Here is a 21071-nt window from a genome sequence, read left to right as displayed (position 1 = left end):
ATAACTGAAAACTATTCAAAAGATTCAACCATTTCAACGGCTGCAGTCAAACCATCTTCTGTTTCCATCTGTTCTCCTAAAACCTGTGCCCGCGCCGTCATTTCTGGTGTCTCCAAAACTTGCCGAATCCGTTTCGCTAAGCGTTCAGGTGTCAGGTTTCGACGATGCAGGTGTCGTGGCGCAACGCCTAAGTCCGATAGCCGTTTTCCCCAATACGGTTGATCCGCACTGTGCGCGACAACGACAGAAGGGATCTTCGCACGACATGCCGAGGCAGTCGTCCCCGCACCACCGTGATGCACGACGCAGCTCCCTTGTCGGAACAGCCACTGGTGCGGAACATATTCAGCGCAGTAGATGTCCGATAACGTCTCCGGCGTGCCGAGTTGTCCCCAACCCGCTTGGATAATCGCACGTTGTTTCACTTTCCTAACGGCTTCTATTAGAATTTTGGTCGTTTCACGTCCATTGGAACCTCCCATAGATCCAAACGTGATGATAACCGGCGGGGGGCCCGCCTCCAAGAAATCGACAAGTTCAGATGGTGGATCGTAAGCAGGTGACGCGAGGTGCCAGACACCTGTGATTTTGTGGTTCGATAGGAAATCAGCCGGTGTAGAGAGTGCTGGAGAGGCAGCAATGAGGTTCAGATGCGGCGAGTACATACCCTCTAACGTCACAGACTCCCGTGGCACCCCACCAATAGAGACGATAAATTGATTAAAAAGAACATCTATATTTGGTCCAAGACGCATCTCGGCGATTCTCCAGAAGATTGCGTTGAAGACACGTCCCCAATTCGGAAACGGATAGGGCGCGAAATCGAGGCATTTTATGATGGCAGGGCAATATGTCACAGTCACCCACGGGATCCCGTTACGGATCGCAGCCTCTTGTGCAGGAATATCCACGGAATGGCAAATTACCAAATCTGATCCTTTCATCGCAGTCAAGCAGTCCTGATACCATTGGGCACCGTGACGCACAATCGCCTCTTCCACGATGACCCGTAGCAGCGCGGTCGGGTCGCGTTTCGGGATAATAGCATCCATCGCCGTGTGAAACTCCGCCAAATCAAAAAAAACGCCTATCTCGTAGAATTCCGCGCCGACCTCAAGAATCTTATCCCTATAGAGTGCGGGTGAACAGACACGCACTTGATGTCCGCGTTCAAGCAGACGCTCCGATAGTGCCAAAACAGGATAGACATCTCCGGTTGATCCCCAGCAGGCGACAACAATTTTCATTTTACTTTCTCCGTTGTTGCTTCCCAAACGGGTGCAACAGGAAGTTTTTTCGTGCATTCCCATCCGATTTTACATTTATGCGCACTACAGGGCCAGCATGGCATATCCCGTCGCACGATAGAGGCGTTCTCGCTCAGTGGATGCCACGCCACGTGGTCTGTAGGACCAAAGATAGCGACCATCGGCATGTCCAATGCCGCAGCGAGGTGCATCGGACCAGAGTCATTACAGACGACTAAATCGCAACAGGATAGCATCGCACCCAGGTCGCGAATCGTCTCCGGCGCGTAGGTTATCGAATCGGATTGCATCGCCGCTTGAATGTTCTTCACCAATTCCGCTTCTTCAGGACCGCGTAAAAGAAGTATCGTAGCGTTGTACTGTTGAGATAATCTATCAGCGAGTTCGGCGTACCGCTTTTCAGGCCAGCGTTTATCAAATGAGCTGCCCCCTGGATGGATACCGATGAGAAATGCCGCCGTACCGATACCCAACGATGTCAGTCGCGCCTCAGCGGCAGCAGTTTCATCAGGCGATAACCGGAAGATGAGTTTCCGTTTGCCTGCGCCTTCACAGATGAGTCGGACGAGTTCCAAGTTCCTGTCAACTTCGTGGGTTTCCCCTTTTCGGTATTTACCGCGCCACGCGTGGGTGAGGGTAGATCTGAAACGTTTCTGATAACGTCCTAAGCGGTAAGTCGCACCTGAGAGAAAAGCCACAAGGTGCGTCCACATCGCGGTTTGCATGGCGACAGCGAGTTGAAACCGTTCACGGCGCAATTCACGATAGAATTGGAGTCGCGCTCGGAGCCCGCGGTGCTTGCCATCTCGATCAAAGATTAAAATCCGATCTACATCTGCGTTACCGATTAACACGGGGGCATTAAGCGGACGCGCCAATACTGTTATTTCTGCGGATGGATAATTCTCCCGTAACAATGCAATCGCCGGTGTTGAGTTCAGCAAATCGCCGATGCCGTCAACGCGAATGACAAGTATTTTATTCATATTAAGAAGCGGATTACTGTTTTTCAGGGCGCGGGATCGCATAACTTTTCCTTGGCTGTGCAGTTAAAGTGTTCTTTATTATACCACAAAGCGGTGGCGTTGGCAATCTTGAAGCTGCACACCGCAAGCAGGTACATATCGTTGCCTTAGTACGAACCGATATGGTATACTATAACTATGCAGCACAAAGCACAAAGTACTACTGAGAGCGACCAGAAGCCCTCAGCACTCCGTTTTCTTTTCGGGACGCTCGTCTTCGGTTCAATACTTATTGTTCTCACCTGTTATTGGATTATCTCCGCAGAAAATCGTGTCGTGTGGGAGCTCACCGATTTTTCAATTTTCCCGACTGTCCTTTTCACGTTCTTTTTCCTTGCTCTTGTTACCCCGCTTCTCAAAAAGGTATTCAAAGGTTTTGCCCCAACATCGCGGGAACTCGCGCTGACATACATAATGGTATCCGTGGCGACTGCACTTGCAGGACACGACATCGTTCGGCAGTTAGTACCGATGATCGCCAATGCCGGATGGTTCGCAACACCCGAAAATGAGTGGGCAGACCTCTTTTTCCGATTCATGCCGACATGGCTAACGATCACTGACCGCGGTATTTTACAAGGCTACTTTGAAGGCGATGACACATTTTGGCAGGAACAATACATGGAAGCGTGGCTGTGGCCCATCTTGGCCTGGAGCGGGTTGGTAATCGTGCTCCTGTTTATGATGCTTTGCGTCAACATTATTATCCGGAAACAGTGGATTGACCATGAGAAATTGAGCTACCCCTTAACGACGTTGCCTGTTGAGCTGCTCGGTAACACATCCGCGCTCTTTCGGAATAAACTCATTTGGCTCGGTTTCGGTATCGCATTTGGGTTAGAGATTTTGGCAGGATTGAATTATCTTTTTCCGGTGATACCTTCGCTTAAAATCAAGTACCAACTCTATTTTGCTGATCGACCGTGGAACGCAATAGGACGTTTGCCGATCTATGTCTATCCCTTTGCAATAGGGTTTGGGTACCTCATGCCGTTGGACTTGTCGTTGTCCTTGTGGTTCTTCTATCTGTTTTGGGGCGCGCAGCGCGTCTTTTTCAGTGCAACGGGATGGACAACCGCCATCGGTTTACAGACGGAACAACGCGGCGGTGCATGGCTCGGAATTGGAGCACTCGCACTCGTTACAAGTCGGCGACAAGTTTGGGAGATACTTACCGGTGTATTCTCCTTTAGGTCGAAAGATGGTTTATACCGGCTCGCGGTTTTCGGGTTGATAATCGGTATGGTATTCGTATTAATATTCTGGTATTTCGCCGGGCTTTCGCCGTGGGTCGCGCTCGGCTATTTCGGGATCTATTTGGTGTTATGCATCGGGATGACACGTATGCGAGCCGAACTCGGCCCCCCAACACATGAATTACACAATATGCACCCCGACAGGATTATGTTATTATTCGGAGGGAGTCGCCCGTTAGGTGCGCAAAACCTAACCAACACAACGCTATTGTCGTGGCTCGCGTATGGATACCGATGCCACCCGATGCCACATCAGTTAGAGGCATTTAAAATCGGTAGACAGTTCCGCTTACACGAAAACCGATTGGTTGTGGCATTGATTGTGGCATCAATCGTGGGAACAATCGTTTCGATTGTCGGGCATGTGGCACTCTATTATGAATACCGGTTTGCCCGATGGGGTGTTGGTGAATTTAACCGCTTGCAAAGTTGGATTATAGCACCACGGGCACCGAATCTACCGGCTATGCAACATATAGCCTTCGGTTTTCTGTTCACCGGTGTACTGACGTTTCTAAAACGTCAGTTTTTATGGTGGCCGTTTTATCCTGTCGGTTATGCTGTCGGGAACGGTTGGGCTATCGGTTGGATGTGGTTCTCAATCTTTCTGGGGTGGCTCTTCAAACAGCTACTTTTCGCTGGGGGTGGGGTTCGAGCCTATCGTCGGGCGTTACCACTTTTCTTGGGTTTCGTGTTCGGCCAGTTCCTCGCTGGGAGTCTTTGGAGTTTGCTCGGGGTAATATTAAATATGAATATGTATACCCTTTTTCCATGAACCAAGCCCCGAGCAACGCGGAAACGAATTAGAAGTCTTCGAGTGCCTCTTCTTCGGATTCAAAGACACCTATACTTTGTGTCAGTCCGATGGTATTGAAGATATTCCGGACTTGCGTAGATGGGTGTGCAACGCGTAGAACTTGTCCCTTCTCCCGCATCTTCCAGAGTAATCTAATAATCTCACCGAATCCACTGCTTGTAATAAAACTGCGTCGTTCAAAATTAAGTAAAACTTTTTCAGCGGCTTGAACATCCACGTCAGCGTAAGCGTCACTCAAGATAGCTTCAGAGGCATCGGTAAGGTACCCCGTGATGTCAAATATAGCGATTTTTCCTTCGTGTCGAACGGAGATTTGAGAATTTGCTCTCACAATTCCCTCCTGTAAAATAAATCCTGAATTTGTTAAATCTGATTATTAGTTGCGAGATAATCTCTTAATCCTCAGTAAAAGTTCGTTGGAGCGGTGTATGCTCGGGTTGCGAATGGATTGTGGTGCTGTCGTCAAGATGGAGCCACGTCTCAAATTGCCGAGTGCCTTCCTCTAACTCAATGACACGGGCACCGCGCGGAAACCCTTCTCTGCCGTAGGTATTATAGCCAGTCGCACGACCATAGCAGAGACGAATCCCGTGTAGATCGCCCCAAAAATCGTTGATATGTTCGTGCCCAACAAAAGTACCCATAACATCGCCAGCCTCATGCATCGCAGCAAAAAAACCGGTGTTAACCTGAGGCGCGCAAACATTCTCATATTTCACACCGTAGCAGGTATGAAAATCCCACACCTCGTCATATTCCGGAATTGGGATGTGGAAAAAGGCAAGCGCAGGAAGGGGTTGTCCCGATTCAGCAGTGAACTTTGCGGATTCTTGCAGATACCATACAATTTGTTCCCGTCTAATCCAATCATAACCACCAATATCTGTTGGCGCGTAACTACCGGAATCGATAAAATAAAGCACTGCAGCAGATGCGTTCTCTTCAGAATTTTGGATGGGTAGCGCGTAATTTCCGACCCCAGGTATCTCTTCGGGACCTGGTTCCGAGAGGGACAGTTTGCTATCTTGCATAACTGCCATCAACTCGTGACGATCTGCACTGCCTTCGTCATCATGATTGCCGAATACCGCCGCCCACGGAATTCCGCATCCCTCTACGATTTTAACAACCTCTCGGAGAGAATCAGCGGCATCGTCGCATCCACCGCCAGACAAAATATCACCTGTCAACACAATTAAATCCGGGGATTCTGCTGCTGCGATTTGTGTCATCAGTGCGGCTGATTGCCGATCAGCAGATTCACCGTTCTGCCAGTGAATATCGGTGAATTGCACGATTTTAAAACGCCGATCACTATTGAACTTCAATATGTTTTTCACTGTTTATTGTTCTCCTTGGGGCATAATCATAGCATAATTCCCAAAAATTGCAAACAAATTCTTCGCTGCCAAAATCGTTTGGCGTGAGATTACGAAAATAGAATATTGTTCCAACTCTTATAGATACCTCTATTCTTAAAAAGATAGGGAAAACATAGTTCGTTTAGTGATTATAGACAATTGACGCTGCAAAGTGTCGTTTCATTGCGATTAGTAAAAAGACCTCGGGCGGAAAATTAAGGCTCTGGGAGAACTGAATAACGCTGTTTCAATGAAAATAGCGTTGCGCTCCTCAGTGCTTTGTGATACAATTAACCAAGTTGTCCAAGAAGAACCAAACATGATGTATCAAGAGGTTGAGGGCTCTAATCGTGGTTGATTTTGATTACCTTGCTAAAGGGCTTTACGCAATGGCTCGAGCCCACTTAGTCAATCCTATGTCAGGACACCTTGGTGCTGGAGTTGTTGCTGGATTTTTCATCGCAGAAAACCAGCCAAACCTTGATGAATATGTTTGCAGCGGAATTGAGGCGGAGTTGGACCGTATTATCCATGGTCAGTCGACTTTCAGCCCAAAAAGAAACGCAGCTGTTTCAGTGGCTGAGATGTTTGAATCGTTTCCAAAGCAACCGCCTCAAGAAAACCTGATTGACGGAATTGCTGACGCTCTGGCACGCAATATTGATCAGACTCGGCAATCCGGGCACAATGTCATTTTCGCTGCAATCGCTATTCGGGCACTTAAGCATTATCCGGAGTTTGCCACGCCTGCTATTACGGATGGCATCCGAAAACTGATTGCAGGTTTCAACGGCGTAACGCCCGGTGTCGCCTATTACGGAAAGGAGAGAGGGCGTGTTGATGGACGCAACGTTGCGTTACCTGAAGAGGATACCTGCCCGCCTTATACCGATTTACAGACGATGGCGACAACCGTGATAGACACATTGATTCAGTATGCTTCGGAGCGCAGACAGGGATACGGTGGGCTCTGGCATGTCATCAATCACGCCGCGGCACTCTCTGAGTTGGCGCAATGTGGCTACGAGGAATTGGCTATTATGGGTTTGACAGCACATCACCAACACATACGGTTATGGCGAACATTGCCAAATGTAGCAGATGAATTGGGACCAGAAACACCAACAAAATACGATCCTCGTTTGTCAGTGTACTGGCAGTCTGGCGACCTCCGCCGCGATCGTGCCCGACTTACGCATCGCATCAAAACGCTTTATGGATTTGATACTTTGGTCAAATTAGTTAACGATAAGGCAAAACACGAACAGGGCTATGAAAATATACGATACCTGATGTAGCGACTATGCCAAATAAAGGATTTATCAACAGGTTTGACATCCACACCACTGTCCTCTCAAACGAGGCGGTAGCGGAAGCACATTATTTGTTGCGTTGTGAATGCCCCGAAATCGCTCAACACGCACGTCCCGGGCAGTTCATCCACGTCATGATTTCACAGGATACCGGTATGCTGCTCCGCCGTCCTTTCACAATCTATACGGTAGAGGGGCACGAGATAACGATGCTCTATCAGATTATCGGTGACGGAACACAGCGATTGTCGGAGATGTTGGCAGGTGAACCGCTACAGGTGCTGGGACCACTCGGCAATACATTTGATTTTACCACAAAACCCGAACCCGCAATTCTTGTTGGTGGGGGTGCTGGTATTGCTTCACTCATGTTGCTGGCTGTGGCACTGCGTAAAAATGGTATACAGACACTTGGCTTGGTCGGTGCTCAGCGTCATGCTCGGCTTTTAAGTGTGAAGGATTTAGAAGCAATCGATATTGAAGTACATATAGCTACAGACGATGGAAGTATCGGGCATCACGGATATATCACTGACATCCTCGCGGATATGCTTGAGAATACCGCTTGGCAATGTCCAACGGTTTATGCGTGCGGCCCACACGGGATGCTTTCTGCTGTCGCAAAGGTAGCTGCTGATTTTGAAGTCCCAACGCAAATCGCCATGGAAAATCGGATGGGGTGCGCAATGGGTGTATGTCTCGGTTGTGTCTGTCCCGTCCGTATAGACGCTGATACTATAGAATACCAACGTGTTTGCACCGAAGGACCTGTCTTTAATGCAGCTGATGTTGCATGGAACATTTTTTAGTCCGGTGTAAAATGTTATAGTAAAGCCCATAATTAATGAAACACATCAAATCGAAGCGATTCCGGTCTTATTCCCCCCTGATAAGAGGGGTGTTTTTGCTGGGGTGTTTCTTCTAGGGGGGTTATCTTCTTAAAGTGTCCATTTATTTTTAAATTTTACTATAAAAGGACAGTTCTTGGTTAAATATCAGTTTCATTAAGATTCAGTTGAAATTGATCGGAAACCCGATTTTGACAACGGAAAAATCGGAGCAGAAACTCAATCATTAAAAATACGGAAAAATCGGAGCAGAAACCCAATCGTTAAAAATACGGAAAAATCGGAGCAGAAACTTAATCATTAAAAGTATGGAAACAACATTTTATAACGAATTAACAACCACCAGCCTCAGTGGCGAATTACTTTCCGATGCTACTTGTGAGAAACTTCTAACAGCACCGGAAACAGAATTGCTCCCGCTATTGGATGCTGCATATCAAGTTCGCAAAACCTATTTTCGGAACGAGGTGCAACTCCATATTCTCAACAATGCACAAAACGGTTACTGTCCAGAGGATTGTGGTTATTGCGCACAGGCGAATTCTGCAACGACAGATATCGAGACTTACCCCTTAAAACCCGATGCCGAGATTCTGGAAGAAGCCAAACGCGCTTATGAATCTGGCGCGTATCGTTATTGCATTGTAATGAGTGGACGCGGACCCTCGCCAAAACGCGTATCACACCTCGCAGAACTCATCCAGGCTGTAAAGGCACGCTATCCGATTGAGGTGTGTCTCTCTGCTGGACTGATTGACGTGGAATCCGCGCATATCCTGAAAACAGCAGGATTGGATAGGTTGAACCATAATCTGAATACTTCCGAAACCCACTATCCGAATATCTGTAGTACGCACACTTATCAGGATCGGATGGAGACACTACAAGCCGCACAAACGGCTGGACTTGCCTGTTGTTCAGGTGTAATCGTTGGGATGGGTGAGGGAACGGACGATTTGATTAAGGTCGCCAAGGCACTCCGTCAGTTTGAGGTTGCTTCACTGCCGGTTAACTTTTTCCTGCCGATATCCGGCACGCAGTTGTCGGAATCCGTTACGGCACAACGGAGTGTGCCTACTACTTTAACCCCGGATTATTGTCTCCGAGTATTGTGTCTGTACCGATTCTTGAATCCACGCGCAGAAATAAGGGTCGCTGCAGGTAGAGAACACCACCTACGAAGTATGGAGGTAATGGCACTCTACCCAGCAAATTCAATGTTTATTGATGGCTACCTAAATGCGGAAGGTTCGACAGCATCGCGGACAATGGAGATGATTAAGGATGCCGGCTTTACGGTCAAAACAAACGCTGAAGACGTTGAACAACTCAATCAGAACGACATAGAGAAAAGAGATGTACTTCTCAAAGAGTTAAAAGTGCTTCGACCGCGCATGGAATCTTAAAGAAAATTAAATATCCCTATGCACTCGCCATTTCAACCTTGGCAGGGATCTGACTGAGAATCAATTCCTCCATTTCAACTTTATAGCTGGCATTATCAATGTCAATCCCAACAAGCCTACCCTCGGCATCATAGTCAAGGAGAATACCTTCTGATATTTCTTGACTCTCTACACTGGGCTGCTCGGACAAAATGATATACAGTGAGTCTGTTTCTGGATAGTAATTGAGTTCCATGATTTGAATGCTTGATTATTATCCAATTTGCGTCAGACCTCCCATATACGGTTGTAGCACCGCAGGCACGCGAACTGTGCCATCCGAGTTCTGATACGTCTCAAGGAGCGCGATGACAACACGCGGCAATGCTGTGCCGGAGGCATTGAGCGTATGAATGAACTCCGGTTTCGCACCGGCTTCCGGACGATAGCGGATATTCGCACGACGTGCTTGGAACGCCTCGAAGTTGCTGCAGGAAGAGACCTCTAAAAACCGTTGTCGCGCAGGTGCCCACACCTCAATATCGTAACACTTTGCTGCAGCGAAGCCGAGTTCCACTGTGCAATGTTGCACGACGCGATACGGCAATCCAAGTGCCTGCAAAACGCTCTCAGCATTCGCTAAGAGTGATTCATGTTCCGCATAAGAGGTTTCGGGGGTCGTAAACTTCACCATCTCTACTTTGTCAAATTGATGGATACGTTGTAAGCCGCGTGTGTCCTTACCATAAGCACCCGCTTCACGTCGGAAACACGGTGTATAGGCAGTATAGTAGATAGGCAGATCATCACTGGAGAGTATCTCACCCGCAAAAAGATTCGTCACAGGAACTTCGGCCGTTGGAATGAGGAACAAATCGCTGTCGGGATTCTCTTCATCCCTATCGCATCGATACATATCTGCCTCAAATTTAGGGAGTTGTCCTGTCCCTGTCATCGTAGGGCGGTTAGCGAGAAATGGAGGTGAGACTTCGGTGTAGCCGTGTTGCGTCGTATGCAAATCAAGCATAAACTGAATCAGCGCACGTTCCAACCGCGCCCCTAAGCCTTTGAACAGCACAAAGTTGCTACCCGCGACCTTAGCACCGCGTTGAAAATCGACAATATCCAACTGTTCAGCGATTTCCCAGTGCGGTTTCAGCTCAAAATCGAAACTCGGCAATTCGCCCCACGTCTTAATCTCGATGTTATCGTCTTCAGAGGTGCCGACCGGTGTACTTGCCTCTGGCATATTTGGAATTGTCAGCAGAATAGCGTCTATCTCGGCTTTTGAATCGTTGTTTTCGGCAGTGAGTTCTTTTATCTTTTGCGAGAGTGTCCGCATCTCCGCGATAGTCTCTGTCGCATCCAGTTTTGCCTTTTTGCGTTCAGCGATCTGTTGCGAGACTTGGTTTTGGTGCGCCTTGAGGGATTGGGTATGCGTCAAATTCTCACGCCAGCGTGTATCCAATGCTACCAACTGATCCAGGTCAGCTTCAGTATGGCGATCCGCTAACATCTGGCGGACCTCTTCGGTATTTTCTCGAATAAATTTAAGGTCAATCACGAGAGTGCTGTTCCTCCATTTTTTGAGTGATATTTAGCAAGCGCGGTCGCGTCTGATTGTTTTTCAGTTTGCATCTTCATACCTCCATGCTGGGCGCGTTGGTACAGATAGCATACTGAGAATTAATACTCTGGTAGGTTGTCCAGTAACGAAAAAACCACAGTATTGTGGGACACAATCTGTGGCTAATTCGGTATAGTAAAAACGGGCCCGACGGGACTTGAACCCGCGACCTCCTGCGTGACAGGCAGGCGCGCTAAACCAACTGCGCCACGAGCCCATAAAGATCACCTAACAAGTAGGCGGGACAGGACTTGAACCTGTGACCTACAGCTTGTAAGGCTGTCGCTCTAGCCACCTGAGCTACCCGCCCAAAATGAGATTTTGATAACATCTCATCTCAAGGACGTTATTAAGTATACCACATCGTCTAATGTTTGTCAAGAAAAAATTGATTTTTCCGAAAAATAATAAAAAGCAACCCTTACCAAAATGGTTTTCAGGTATTGCTTGCAAGTTGATTCCAATAGCAGAACAAATTTTGCCCGGATACTAATACTCCCGTGGTTTGTCGTTACCGCGATAAGGTCGCGTGCCGCGGACGAGCACTCTCTTGGGATTGTCTTCCAACGTGAGTTCATCTGCGCTGTGGTAGCCGAGCGTCATGCTCATCCGCGTCCCATCCGTCTGATTGATGCCTGCCGAGTGGATTATCATGCTATCAATGGCAAGCAAACCACCTGCTGGCATCGGTAACGGAATCGCCTGACCCGCAGCGATCTCCTGTAGGGCTTCATCTTCGAGATTAGCGAAAGCGGGTAAGTGGTGTGATCCAGGCACAACCCGTGTACAACCATTTTCCAAATTTGTGTCTTCCAAATAGACCAAGACAGTCGCGATTGTCCGGGACCAATGACGGACATCGCGATGTAAGGCGAGCGAATGACTTGAACCCGCATCTCGGAGATAGACATGATTGTGGCGATTTAGCACGAATTCTATATCCGAACCCAATAGCGATTCCAGTGGATTGAGAATTTCATCACAGGTGATCGTCTCTCGGAAGATACCGCCGCGCTCCCAAATTGCAGAGATTCGGATAATTCTGTCATCTTGACGTGCAACAGGTTCTACGCCTTCCGCTATGTCCTTCAACGCCGCCGTTTTTAATGCCGCTACGTGATCGGTAGAGAGTTGGGTCGGAAATTTGATGAAGCCGTTGTGACGAAACAGTTGGATTTCTTGCGGAGTCAGTTCCATCGGTTCCTTCCATTATATTCAGAATCAGTTGTGAAATGTCAGTGTAGCATAGATTGTAATGCGGGTCAACAGAGAAACAGAGATGAACAGAGCCATTCAATTGTCACATAACTCCGATTTTTTCGGACACCTCTCCCGGTAGGAGCAAGCTGTGCTCGCGATCCCTCCGCGAAAATGCCTGAAAAACCGAAAACTGAATGGCTCTGAGAGGTGAACCCTATATCTGTTCTTCATTCCTCCTGTATTTTCAAATCGGCCCATTTTGTAGTCAGTTTACCACTCGCAGACACCAACCCTCTCATGCGAACAGTAGCTAACTGCTTGCGAACGCCTGCATGCGAAATGTCCTCTATCTGATAGTAGTAAACGACATTCGGTTTAGCGGTGGTATCTCTCCAGGTGTAGGTGTTACGTTCGCTGATTGTGCCTGCACCTTGTATCATCGTCGGGTTGACAACCTTGAATGCTCCGTCCCTTGTTTCACTGCGATAAATATAAAACCCAGCATTATCCACCTCCGATTCTGTTACCCATTTGAGCACAACACCCGTATTGGTGTGTTCTGCGCGGAAGTGGGATAAAGTGACAGGCAACGGTTTACCACCCCACTTGAGATGTATTTTAACATCTGGAGTCTTTTGTAGGAGTTCAAGAAGCGGTTTTCTATCTTTAATCGGGTTTCCTTCAAGGTATAATTCTCTGAGATTGACAAGTTCAGACAGCGGACTGACATCGCTGATTTGATTGTTCCTAAGATATAAGCTTCTTAAATTCGCCAATCCTGAAAGGGGTGTGATGTCGCTGATTTCAGCAGAATCAACCTGTAATTCTGTTAAGTTTGTAAAGTTTGTGAGCGGAGAAAGGTCACGAATCTTTAAAAATCTGAGTGATAAATATCTCAGTTGTGTCAACTCCCAAACTGGACTGATATCGCTGATAGGATTATTCCCAATGCCTAAAACTTCTAAGTTTTTAAATGCAGAAAGAACTGTGAGGTTGCTGATAGGATTATCCGCTAAACTTAAATTGCTCAAGGACTTTAAAGTTTCGAGAGGCGTGATGTCTTGAATTTTATTACCCCCAATATGTAATGTTGTCAAATATGTCAACTGTGAGAGAGGGGTTACGTCCTCGATTTGATTACCTAACAAATTTAATTCACGCAGGTAGATTGCGTGTTCAAGCCCTGTAAGGTTTGTTATCTGACGACCGACGGCTACAAGTTTAGATAGCCGAAAAATATTCAGATTCGTTATGGAATCCCCGGATGCCAAACCGAGTTTTTCCCGGATTACTGATGCTAAATTCGGATCTGGTATTGAAACAACTTCATGTAAAGGCATAAGAGGCGTAATATCAATGTCAAACAGACGCTGTGTAGTGTTTCCAGAAACATCTATAATTTTCAGAAATATTTTATTAGCAATGGCTATTTCATTAGTTGTATCATTATGCCCTACCAAATCATGCGTTACAAATTCGACGGTGGCTCGTTTACCGCTTAACTTCTGGCAAGCAGCTAAAGTTGCCTCGTTTATTCCTGCCAAATGATTATACTCTCCTGGTAAAAACCTTTGTGGATGCAACAACTGCACTTGGTGAAGTCCATCAGGGTCAGTTAATGTAAATCGGAGACGTATTTTAGTCGGTGGTTCAATAAGTTCGGGAGGGTGAAATTGAATATCCGTGTTATTATTACTTTCTCCTGGATTTGAGTTGAAATATCGGTGTGTATATAACCATTCTGCCGCACAGAAAGTGGTTGTCATAATCCCATGAAAGTCTGAAGTATAAGCTCTTTTTGCCTTAAAGTTAGAACGGTAATCATGTGTCAATCCAAAAGCATGTCCAAGTTCATGAATAGTGGGAACTTTCTCAAAGGCTGTAACAAATGCTACGCCACTCACGCTATTTCCGTATGCCCAACCCGTTATCTCTCTGCCATCAAGGAAAATACTACTGCTATCCAAGGCGATATAATAGATATTTTTTGACATATCAAACTGTTCTGCAATTTCGTTAGCGGCACTATGGGATCCACCAACGGAAGGATTCTGGTAATATGCATCGTCGTGCTGTCCGTTAACATGATGAACAATAGCATTTCCGGCATCATCGGTTTCAATTCTAAATGTTTTTCTGTCGAACCCGTGGACTTCCAACTGGTCTGCGAAAAATCGCTGCGCCTCTTTTATCTCTGTATCCAGCATTTTGTCTATGTCAGGCTTCGGTTGACGGTCGTTCGGTAGAAAGTATATCACTCGCACGGCATACTCTGGTACCGCGTCTTGTGCGAAACTGTTTGGCACAAATACAAGCATTGTAAAAGTGAATAGTGTCAGTATAAAACATAGTGTTGTTTTCATACGTTGTTCTCCTTATTTGGAAACAAAGGCTATCCGATAGACGGACAACCCAGCAACTTAGGTTATAATTAGTCAATTTTTATTACTATTTTAATAATTAAATTATAAAGATTATATCTAATTTAGATTATATGGTATTTTTAGGGAAAAATCAAATAAATTTAATAAAAATTACGTGAGTTAGAAAATAAAAATTGAAGTCTCCCATAGGTGTTTTGCTTGGGTATTTCTGCGGATTGATAGGTGTCTTTGATAGGTGTTTTGCTTGGGTGTTTCCGCGTATTTCTACGGATTTCTTCAATAGGTGTATAAAGAGGTTTATTTTTTATCCTCCTGCTTCCACCGAGGTCACTCCGCTGGGGTTCAAGGAGATATTTTACACCACTTTCTATACACATTCCGCCTTGCTGGTGTTGGTCTCCCAAATCAGCACAATGCGATTCTGGAGAACTTTATCTCCAACAGTTGATAACTGGGCTGCTATAACCCACAAATAGGTGCTACCCAGATAGCATAATTTGGTAACGAAAAATGTAGATATTTCGTTTTATTTTATGGCATACAGAAGAAATCGGAAAACAAACATTGTGTAAGAGGAGAAAAATTATGAAAATGTGTTGTTTCTGTCTGCTCGGACTCTTTCTGGCAATATTGTCTGGATGTATGAGCATGTCAGGGTATAAACAGGCTTTGTTATATGAAGAGGCTTCACTGCGCCATCATGCGTATACAACCGGTACAACGCCTGCCACCGCTGCGGAGTGGCGTGCTCTTGTTTCAGAGTTCCAAAAGGTTATTGATGCAGATGTCCAGGGACCGTCAGCAGATGATGCACAATACGCAATCGCCTCAAGTTGGATGTGGAGCATCAAGGTTGGGGGCACCGAAGCACCGCAGCAGGCGATTAAAGCACTCCGAAAGCTGATTCACACCTATCCTAACTCGAAATACAGACCACTGGCTCACTATTGGTTAGGACGTTGCTACGATTATATCAACGACGATTCTCAGGCTATCATGCAATACCAACTTGTGGAGAACCGTTATGCGGATTCCCAAGTGTCCGAGCCTGCCAAGTTGGAATTGGCACGGGCGTATGCAAGGCAAGGGTATCCCACACGCGCTGAAACGTCCTATAAAAGTCTTGTTGATTCTTCAACAAACCAGAAAATTGGCGATGTTGCCGCTAAAGAACTACAAGTACTCAAGACACAACCAAAATCGGTTCGCCCACCCGCTAAAGAAAATATTCAAATACAACCACAACCGCGGCCTGAACCACAGCAAGCAAAGCAGCCGAAATCCGCAGCACCGGTTACGGATCCTGAACCTTTAGTCCCAAAATCATTAACGCGTGAATTTGGATTGACCGCGAAAACGATTGTTATCGACCCCGGACACGGTGGGAAAGATCCAGGAGGCCTCGGAAGTAGTAATCTTCAAGAGAAAGGTATTGTTCTCAGTATCTCACACAAACTCCGCGAGGTTTTAACAGCAAAAGGCTATACCGTGCTAATGACACGCGAGACCGATCATCTTATTCCACTCAAAAAACGTACCGAATTCGCGACGCAACGTAAAGCAGATCTTTTTCTCAGTATCCATGCCAATGCAGCTGAAAGTTCGAGAGCCAACGGCATCGAAACCTACTATCTGGATGTAACCAGTACGGACAAAGCCTCAGAAAAAATCGCAGCACGAGAAAATATAAACTCCGGCTACAGTATCCAAGAATTGGAAACATTGTTGGTGGGATTGATACGAGAAAGCAAAAGTGAGGATAGCAAACGCTTGGCAAGGCATGTACAGGATGCATTGGTCCAGAACACAGGCGCGGTTGACCGTGGTGTCAAACATGCTCGCTTTGTCGTCTTAATAGGAACAAAGGTGCCTGCTATTCTCATTGAAACCGGATTTGTGTCGAACCCAGTGGAAGGACGGAAACTCACAACGTCGGCATATCAGCATAAAATCGCCACCGCTATTGCACAAGGTGTCGATAAATTTTTAGGGAAGACTGGTGAAACACCTTTTGTTAAAACTCAAGTCCCAAAATTTTCCGCTAAAAGGATTGTAAGGAAATAGATGATGTTTTTTCTTCGACTTGCAAATCAGCGTCTACCCTATGCAACCCCAATAGTTATTCTGGTGTGCCTGTTACTCTGGTGTGTCGGTGGGTTCAACCTCGCTGCAGCGCAGCGAGCAGAGATTGCAATTGTCTTACCGAAAGCCACGCCGCAGGTATCAGCAGGTGATGTTCAATATGCTCGTTCTGTCGCTAAAAGATTCAACCGGCTGCTCAACGGCATCGGATTAACCGCTGCCACGCTTGAAGAGGCAGCGCTCTCTGAAGCACAACTCAAATCCCGGCGATTGATTGTTCTTCCACTGAACCCTGTGATCACAGCGCAAACTGCGAACTTATTAAAAGGTTTTGTAGCAAGTGGTGGTAAACTGTTTGTAACCTATACTTTACCCGATGCAGTGGCACCGCTCCTCGGTTTGCGTCAAACAAATTGGCTACGGCAAGAGGCACCTGGGCATTTTGCTTCAATTCAGCTGAACGCTCCTGATATACCTGATATGCCAGCATCTATCAGGCAAGCATCTTGGAACATTACAGTGGCAGAACCGACAACACCCGATACGAAAATTATCGGGTACTGGCACAATGCCAAAGGTGAGTCTACTGATTTACCGGCGCTATCTGTAGGGAAGGCAGGGATCTTCTTCAGTCATATTTTCCTTCCAGACGATATCCCGCGCAAGATGCAGATGCTCGCTGCGCTCTTAGGACATCTCGTTCCAGAATTTCGGCGTACGATTGCTGAACAAGTTATAGCGGCGATGACGACTATTGGACACACCAAAGATTTCGCTGCACTAAAGCAATTTGTTCAGCAGAGCAATATCCCCGAAGCGAATCAAGCATTGGCAGCTGGAACAGATTTGATGAATCGGGCGCGCACTGCGTATGATACCGGGGTTTACAATACAGCAATAACGATCGCTCGCGCGAGTCGCGCAGAATTCTCAAAAGCCTATTTCCTATCGCACATCAGTGTTGAAACTGAAGGGCGCGCCGTATGGAATCACTCTGGACTTGGTGCCTATCCCGGAGATTGGGAACGGTCTGCCAAGGAATTAGCGTCTGCAGGGGTTAACATAATTCTGCCAAACATGGCGTGGGCAGGGGTCGCACATTATCCGAGTAAAATCTTGCCACAGAGCAAAACTTATACGCAATACGGCGATCAGATTGCGCAGTGCGTTGAAGCCGCACACAAGCACGGCTTAGAAGTTCATGTGTGGAAAATCACGTGGAATTTGGAAGGCGCGCCGAAAGAATTCGTCGAAAAAATACGGAAAGCAGGACGGACCCAAGTCTCCGCAACGGGGCAACCCCTCAATTGGCTCTGCCCCTCACATCCAAAAAATGTGCTTCTGGAATTGGATAGCATCCTTGAAATCGTGACAAATTACGATGTAGACGGCATCCATCTCGATTATATCCGTTATCCGGGAAGCCATGCCTGCTACTGTCAGGGCTGCCGCGAGAGATTCGTGCTGGCAACGCGGCTGCAGATTGATAAATGGCCCGCCGCAGTCTTGCCAAAAACGGGTACACATAGCGAAAAGTATACCGAGTGGCGTGTACAACAGATCACACGCTTAGTACGTCTGCTCCACAAACGCGCGCGCGAAGTTGACCCTGAAGTCAAAATTTCTGCTGCCGTCTTTGGCTGGTATCCCGGATGTGTCACTTCTATCGGACAGGATTGGATCGCATGGGCGAAATCTGGTTATGTTGATTTTGTGTGTCCGATGAATTATACAGAAGACACAAGCTATTTCACGGAGTTGTTAACCAATCAACTCGCTCTTATGCCTAAAGATGTTGCCATCTATCCGGGTATCGGCGCGACTGCTTCTAATTCGCTACTGACACCAGATGCGGTTGTTGAACAGATCTACCTTTCGCGCAACTTAGGCGCGTCGGGATGGACAATTTTTGATTATTCCCTTGATATTTCTGAGGCTGTATTACCGGCACTGGCTATCGGGGTCGCAAAACGCAAAGCAAAACCGCCACATTGATAAGTCCTGTAGGTGTTTTTGCTTGGGGTGTTTTTGCCTGGGTATTTCTGCGTATTGCTTGGGTGTTTCTGCGTATTGCTGCGTATTTCTGCGGATTTCCCTTAGGTTGAACGGATACCTCCAAAACGCTGAAACTAATACAAGACGCAACCGGCACCAGAGATGGCACGCCAAGCAGAAAACCGAGAGAAACCCAACGCCTTTGCAGTTTTCGGGCACCTGAAGGCTCAAGTTGGGTTTCACTACGTTTTTGGGTGTATATGACAATAAGTTGGATTTGACGGTATTGTGGCATACCAATATCTGCTTTCTTAACGCCGTTCAACCCAACCTACGGGACTCAATTGACACCTATGGTGCGGTTTGCAACCCCACCATAGGTGTCAATTTTAGAAAAAATAACCGTCTCGGACCCAGGCCCGGTAGGTTCGGTTTCCTAACCGAACCGGATACTACGCGAAAACCTTGAAGATTTCAAAAACTTCTTCAGTCCCGTAGGGACGGTATGTTTATAGAAATGCGTCTGCTCTGTCTCCTAAGCCCTGTAAGGGCGGCATGTTTATAATAACTATTCTAAAAAGTCGTGAAAAATCGCTCAATTGACCCTATGGTGCGGTTTGCAACCCCACCGGATCCTAAAAGAAGGACGAGAAACTCTATAATTTCTTAAAGCTGAACGGTTCTGTATTTCTCCAAGATTCTGCTTGCATATTCTCAATGAATCGGGTAAACTAAATTGAGTTTAAGAATGTTCCGGTGAGAGATAGTGGCATATCCTTATTACCGTATTCCCGATAAGAAAAAGCAGATTCTATGAATTCCAATAAAACAGACTTAAGATCGTCTGCCGTACCCCGCGCCTAAAGATGTTCTAAAGGCAGGTTGGAGGAGGCCCTTGTCCTAAAAAAAATTAAAGGAGACTTTTAATTAATGGCTCAAAAACCGAATATTCTATTTTTGATGAGTGATGAACACAGTCCGCACGCTATTGGGTGTGAAGGTAATTCCATTGTACAGACACCAAATCTTGACCGACTCGCAGCGTCTGGCACCTATTTTGAGGGCGCGTACTGCCAAGTCCCGCTCTGCACGCCCTCCCGGATGTGTATGCTAACTGGACAATACGCACATCGATGCTCAGCATGGGATAACGGATCCATCTTGTTCCCAGAACATCTCACAATGCCCGCACATTTCGCACAGCACGGCTACGCAACCGCGCTTGTCGGGAAGATGCACTTCGGTGGTAAAGAGCAGAATAACGGCTTCCAGTCCCGTCCCTACGGCGACCTGCGCGGATATGCCGGACACCAAACAGATCCACTGGATCCGCCATCTCGCATACGACAACGAACGCGACTCGCAGGTGTCACAGAAATCCCGACCAGTCTTCTGCAAGAGCGAGTTATTAACGAAGAGACACTTGAATACTTAAGGTCCCAACCATCAGAACAACCATGGTTCCTGCTCGCAAGTTACAGCCGTCCACATTTCCCTCTCACGGCACCTAAACGACTTCTTGATAAATATTGGCCCGATAATGTGGACATGCCCAACGTTCCCGAAGGACACTTGGAGCAGACACATCCCTTCGCGAAGGGCTTGAGAGATAATTTCAATACGGAGGAGATTCCACCCGAAGAAGCCCGAAAAGCACGAGCCGCTTATTACGCCTGTTGTGAATTCTTGGATGAGACTGTCGGAGATCTGCTCACACTTCTGGAACGTGACGGATTTTTAGATAATACCATCATCGTCTATACCACAGACCACGGCGAGATGGCAGGCGAACACGGGCAGTGGTGGAAATCCAGTTACTACGAAGCCGCGGCGCGAGTCCCGCTAATCATATCGGACAGGCAGCTGCAGCAATCACACGGCGCACGTGTAACAGCTCCTGTCGAGCTAAACGATCTCTTCCCAACATTATGTGCGAGAGCAGGCATTCCTATTCCTAAAGGTTTGGATGGCGATGACCTAACGAATCTTATGTCCGGTGACACTGACAGTTGGCGCGACACTGCTATCACCGAATACTGGGCAAACCAGACCACGGGACCGATGCGTATGCTCCGAACCCCTCGCTATAAGTATGTCGCCTTCCCTGAAGATGAATCCATTCTCTTCGATTTGGAGACAGACCCAGATGAATTTGAAAACCTCACAGGACAAGCGGCATATAGGGAGTTAGAGGCATCCTTGCATGAACAACTCATGGGAGGATTTTCATGGGAATCTGTTGCCGAGCAGAAGGTGTCTGATAGGACGCGAAGCAGAGATTTCAAGGAACCTTGGAGCAGAGGCACACCGAATCAGTATACATTACCTGACGGTCGTGTCGTTGATGCAGAAACTTGTCTCTATCATCCTTCAGTGAGAGAAGAAGGCTGATAGCGCTTTAAGAACGAGATTTGGACTTAACAATCATCAGGATAGTTTTCAGTTATCAGTAACAAGAGGGTTTTCTTAAACGACACTCCTCTTAACCGACAACTGACAACTGAAACTGA

The 21071-nt window shown here is 47.0% G+C and carries 15 protein-coding genes and 2 tRNA genes; 7 read left to right on the top strand and 10 right to left on the bottom strand.

The window, feature by feature from the left end:
• Positions 1-11: 11 nt before the first annotated feature.
• Together OXH00_14125 and waaF are read right to left on the bottom strand one after the other, a co-directional pair.
• Complete coding sequence (locus OXH00_14125; GenBank protein MCY3742147.1) at positions 12-1247, bottom strand: glycosyltransferase; 1236 nt, start codon at positions 1245-1247, stop codon at positions 12-14.
• Positions 1244-2296, bottom strand: a complete 1053-nt coding sequence (waaF, locus tag OXH00_14120) for a lipopolysaccharide heptosyltransferase II (protein MCY3742146.1) — start codon at positions 2294-2296, stop codon at positions 1244-1246. Before waaF ends, OXH00_14125 begins: the two co-directional genes overlap by 4 nt.
• Positions 2297-2431: 135 nt before the next feature.
• Between waaF and OXH00_14115 the strand changes: the two genes are divergently transcribed.
• The gene (locus OXH00_14115; protein ID MCY3742145.1) at positions 2432-4324 is read left to right on the top strand and encodes a hypothetical protein; all 1893 of its coding nucleotides are present in this window, start codon (positions 2432-2434) and stop codon (positions 4322-4324) included.
• Between the two features lie 28 nt (positions 4325-4352).
• Here the strand turns inward: OXH00_14115 and OXH00_14110 are convergent, their stop codons facing one another.
• Both OXH00_14110 and OXH00_14105 read right to left on the bottom strand, forming a co-directional pair.
• On the bottom strand, positions 4353-4697 hold the full coding sequence (locus tag OXH00_14110; GenBank protein MCY3742144.1) for an STAS domain-containing protein: 345 nt from the start codon (positions 4695-4697) through the stop codon (positions 4353-4355).
• A 64-nt stretch (positions 4698-4761) separates the two neighbouring features.
• Positions 4762-5706 carry a metallophosphoesterase family protein gene (locus OXH00_14105; protein ID MCY3742143.1) on the bottom strand — a complete coding sequence of 315 codons (945 nt, stop codon included), beginning with the start codon at positions 5704-5706 and terminating at the stop codon, positions 4762-4764.
• A gap of 410 nt (positions 5707-6116) precedes the next feature.
• Here OXH00_14105 and OXH00_14100 point away from each other — a divergent pair, with 410 nt between their 5' ends.
• From OXH00_14100 to bioB, 3 genes are all read left to right on the top strand, one after another.
• Entirely contained in the window at positions 6117-7025 is a 909-nt protein-coding gene (locus tag OXH00_14100; protein MCY3742142.1) for a hypothetical protein, read from the top strand.
• A gap of 5 nt (positions 7026-7030) precedes the next feature.
• On the top strand, positions 7031-7849 hold the full coding sequence (locus OXH00_14095; GenBank protein ID MCY3742141.1) for a dihydroorotate dehydrogenase electron transfer subunit: 819 nt from the start codon (positions 7031-7033) through the stop codon (positions 7847-7849).
• 347 nt (positions 7850-8196) lie between these two features.
• Positions 8197-9294: a biotin synthase BioB gene (bioB, locus tag OXH00_14090; GenBank protein ID MCY3742140.1), complete on the top strand. Its 1098-nt coding sequence runs from the start codon at positions 8197-8199 to the stop codon at positions 9292-9294.
• Positions 9295-9310: 16 nt separating this feature from the next.
• Here bioB and OXH00_14085 read toward each other — a convergent pair whose 3' ends face one another.
• The 6 genes from OXH00_14085 to OXH00_14060 form a co-directional block, all read right to left on the bottom strand.
• Positions 9311-9529 carry a DUF2283 domain-containing protein gene (locus OXH00_14085; GenBank protein ID MCY3742139.1) on the bottom strand — a complete coding sequence of 73 codons (219 nt, stop codon included), beginning with the start codon at positions 9527-9529 and terminating at the stop codon, positions 9311-9313.
• 18 nt (positions 9530-9547) lie between these two features.
• Positions 9548-10837, bottom strand: coding sequence for a serine--tRNA ligase (gene serS, locus OXH00_14080; protein ID MCY3742138.1), 1290 nt, complete (start codon positions 10835-10837; stop codon positions 9548-9550).
• Between the two features lie 205 nt (positions 10838-11042).
• Positions 11043-11117 (bottom strand) — tRNA-Asp (locus OXH00_14075).
• Positions 11118-11136: 19 nt separating this feature from the next.
• Positions 11137-11210: transfer RNA gene (locus tag OXH00_14070), tRNA-Val, on the bottom strand.
• A gap of 179 nt (positions 11211-11389) precedes the next feature.
• Positions 11390-12097, bottom strand: a complete 708-nt coding sequence (locus OXH00_14065) for a phytanoyl-CoA dioxygenase family protein (GenBank protein ID MCY3742137.1) — start codon at positions 12095-12097, stop codon at positions 11390-11392.
• A 230-nt stretch (positions 12098-12327) separates the two neighbouring features.
• A complete protein-coding gene (locus OXH00_14060; GenBank protein MCY3742136.1) occupies positions 12328-14463 on the bottom strand; it encodes a leucine-rich repeat domain-containing protein in 2136 nt (711 codons plus the stop codon).
• 606 nt (positions 14464-15069) lie between these two features.
• Here OXH00_14060 and OXH00_14055 point away from each other — a divergent pair.
• From OXH00_14055 to OXH00_14045, 3 genes are all read left to right on the top strand, one after another.
• Positions 15070-16548, top strand: a complete 1479-nt coding sequence (locus tag OXH00_14055) for an N-acetylmuramoyl-L-alanine amidase (protein MCY3742135.1) — start codon at positions 15070-15072, stop codon at positions 16546-16548.
• Complete coding sequence (locus OXH00_14050) at positions 16549-18561, top strand: family 10 glycosylhydrolase (GenBank protein MCY3742134.1); 2013 nt, start codon at positions 16549-16551, stop codon at positions 18559-18561.
• A gap of 930 nt (positions 18562-19491) precedes the next feature.
• Positions 19492-20952: a sulfatase-like hydrolase/transferase gene (locus tag OXH00_14045; protein MCY3742133.1), complete on the top strand. Its 1461-nt coding sequence runs from the start codon at positions 19492-19494 to the stop codon at positions 20950-20952.
• The last annotated feature ends 119 nt before the right edge of the window (positions 20953-21071 follow it).

This window comes from Candidatus Poribacteria bacterium (genome assembly GCA_026706025.1).
Taxonomy (GTDB): domain Bacteria; phylum Poribacteria; class WGA-4E; order WGA-4E; family WGA-3G; genus WGA-3G.
This window is presented reverse-complemented; position numbering and strand designations above follow the sequence as displayed.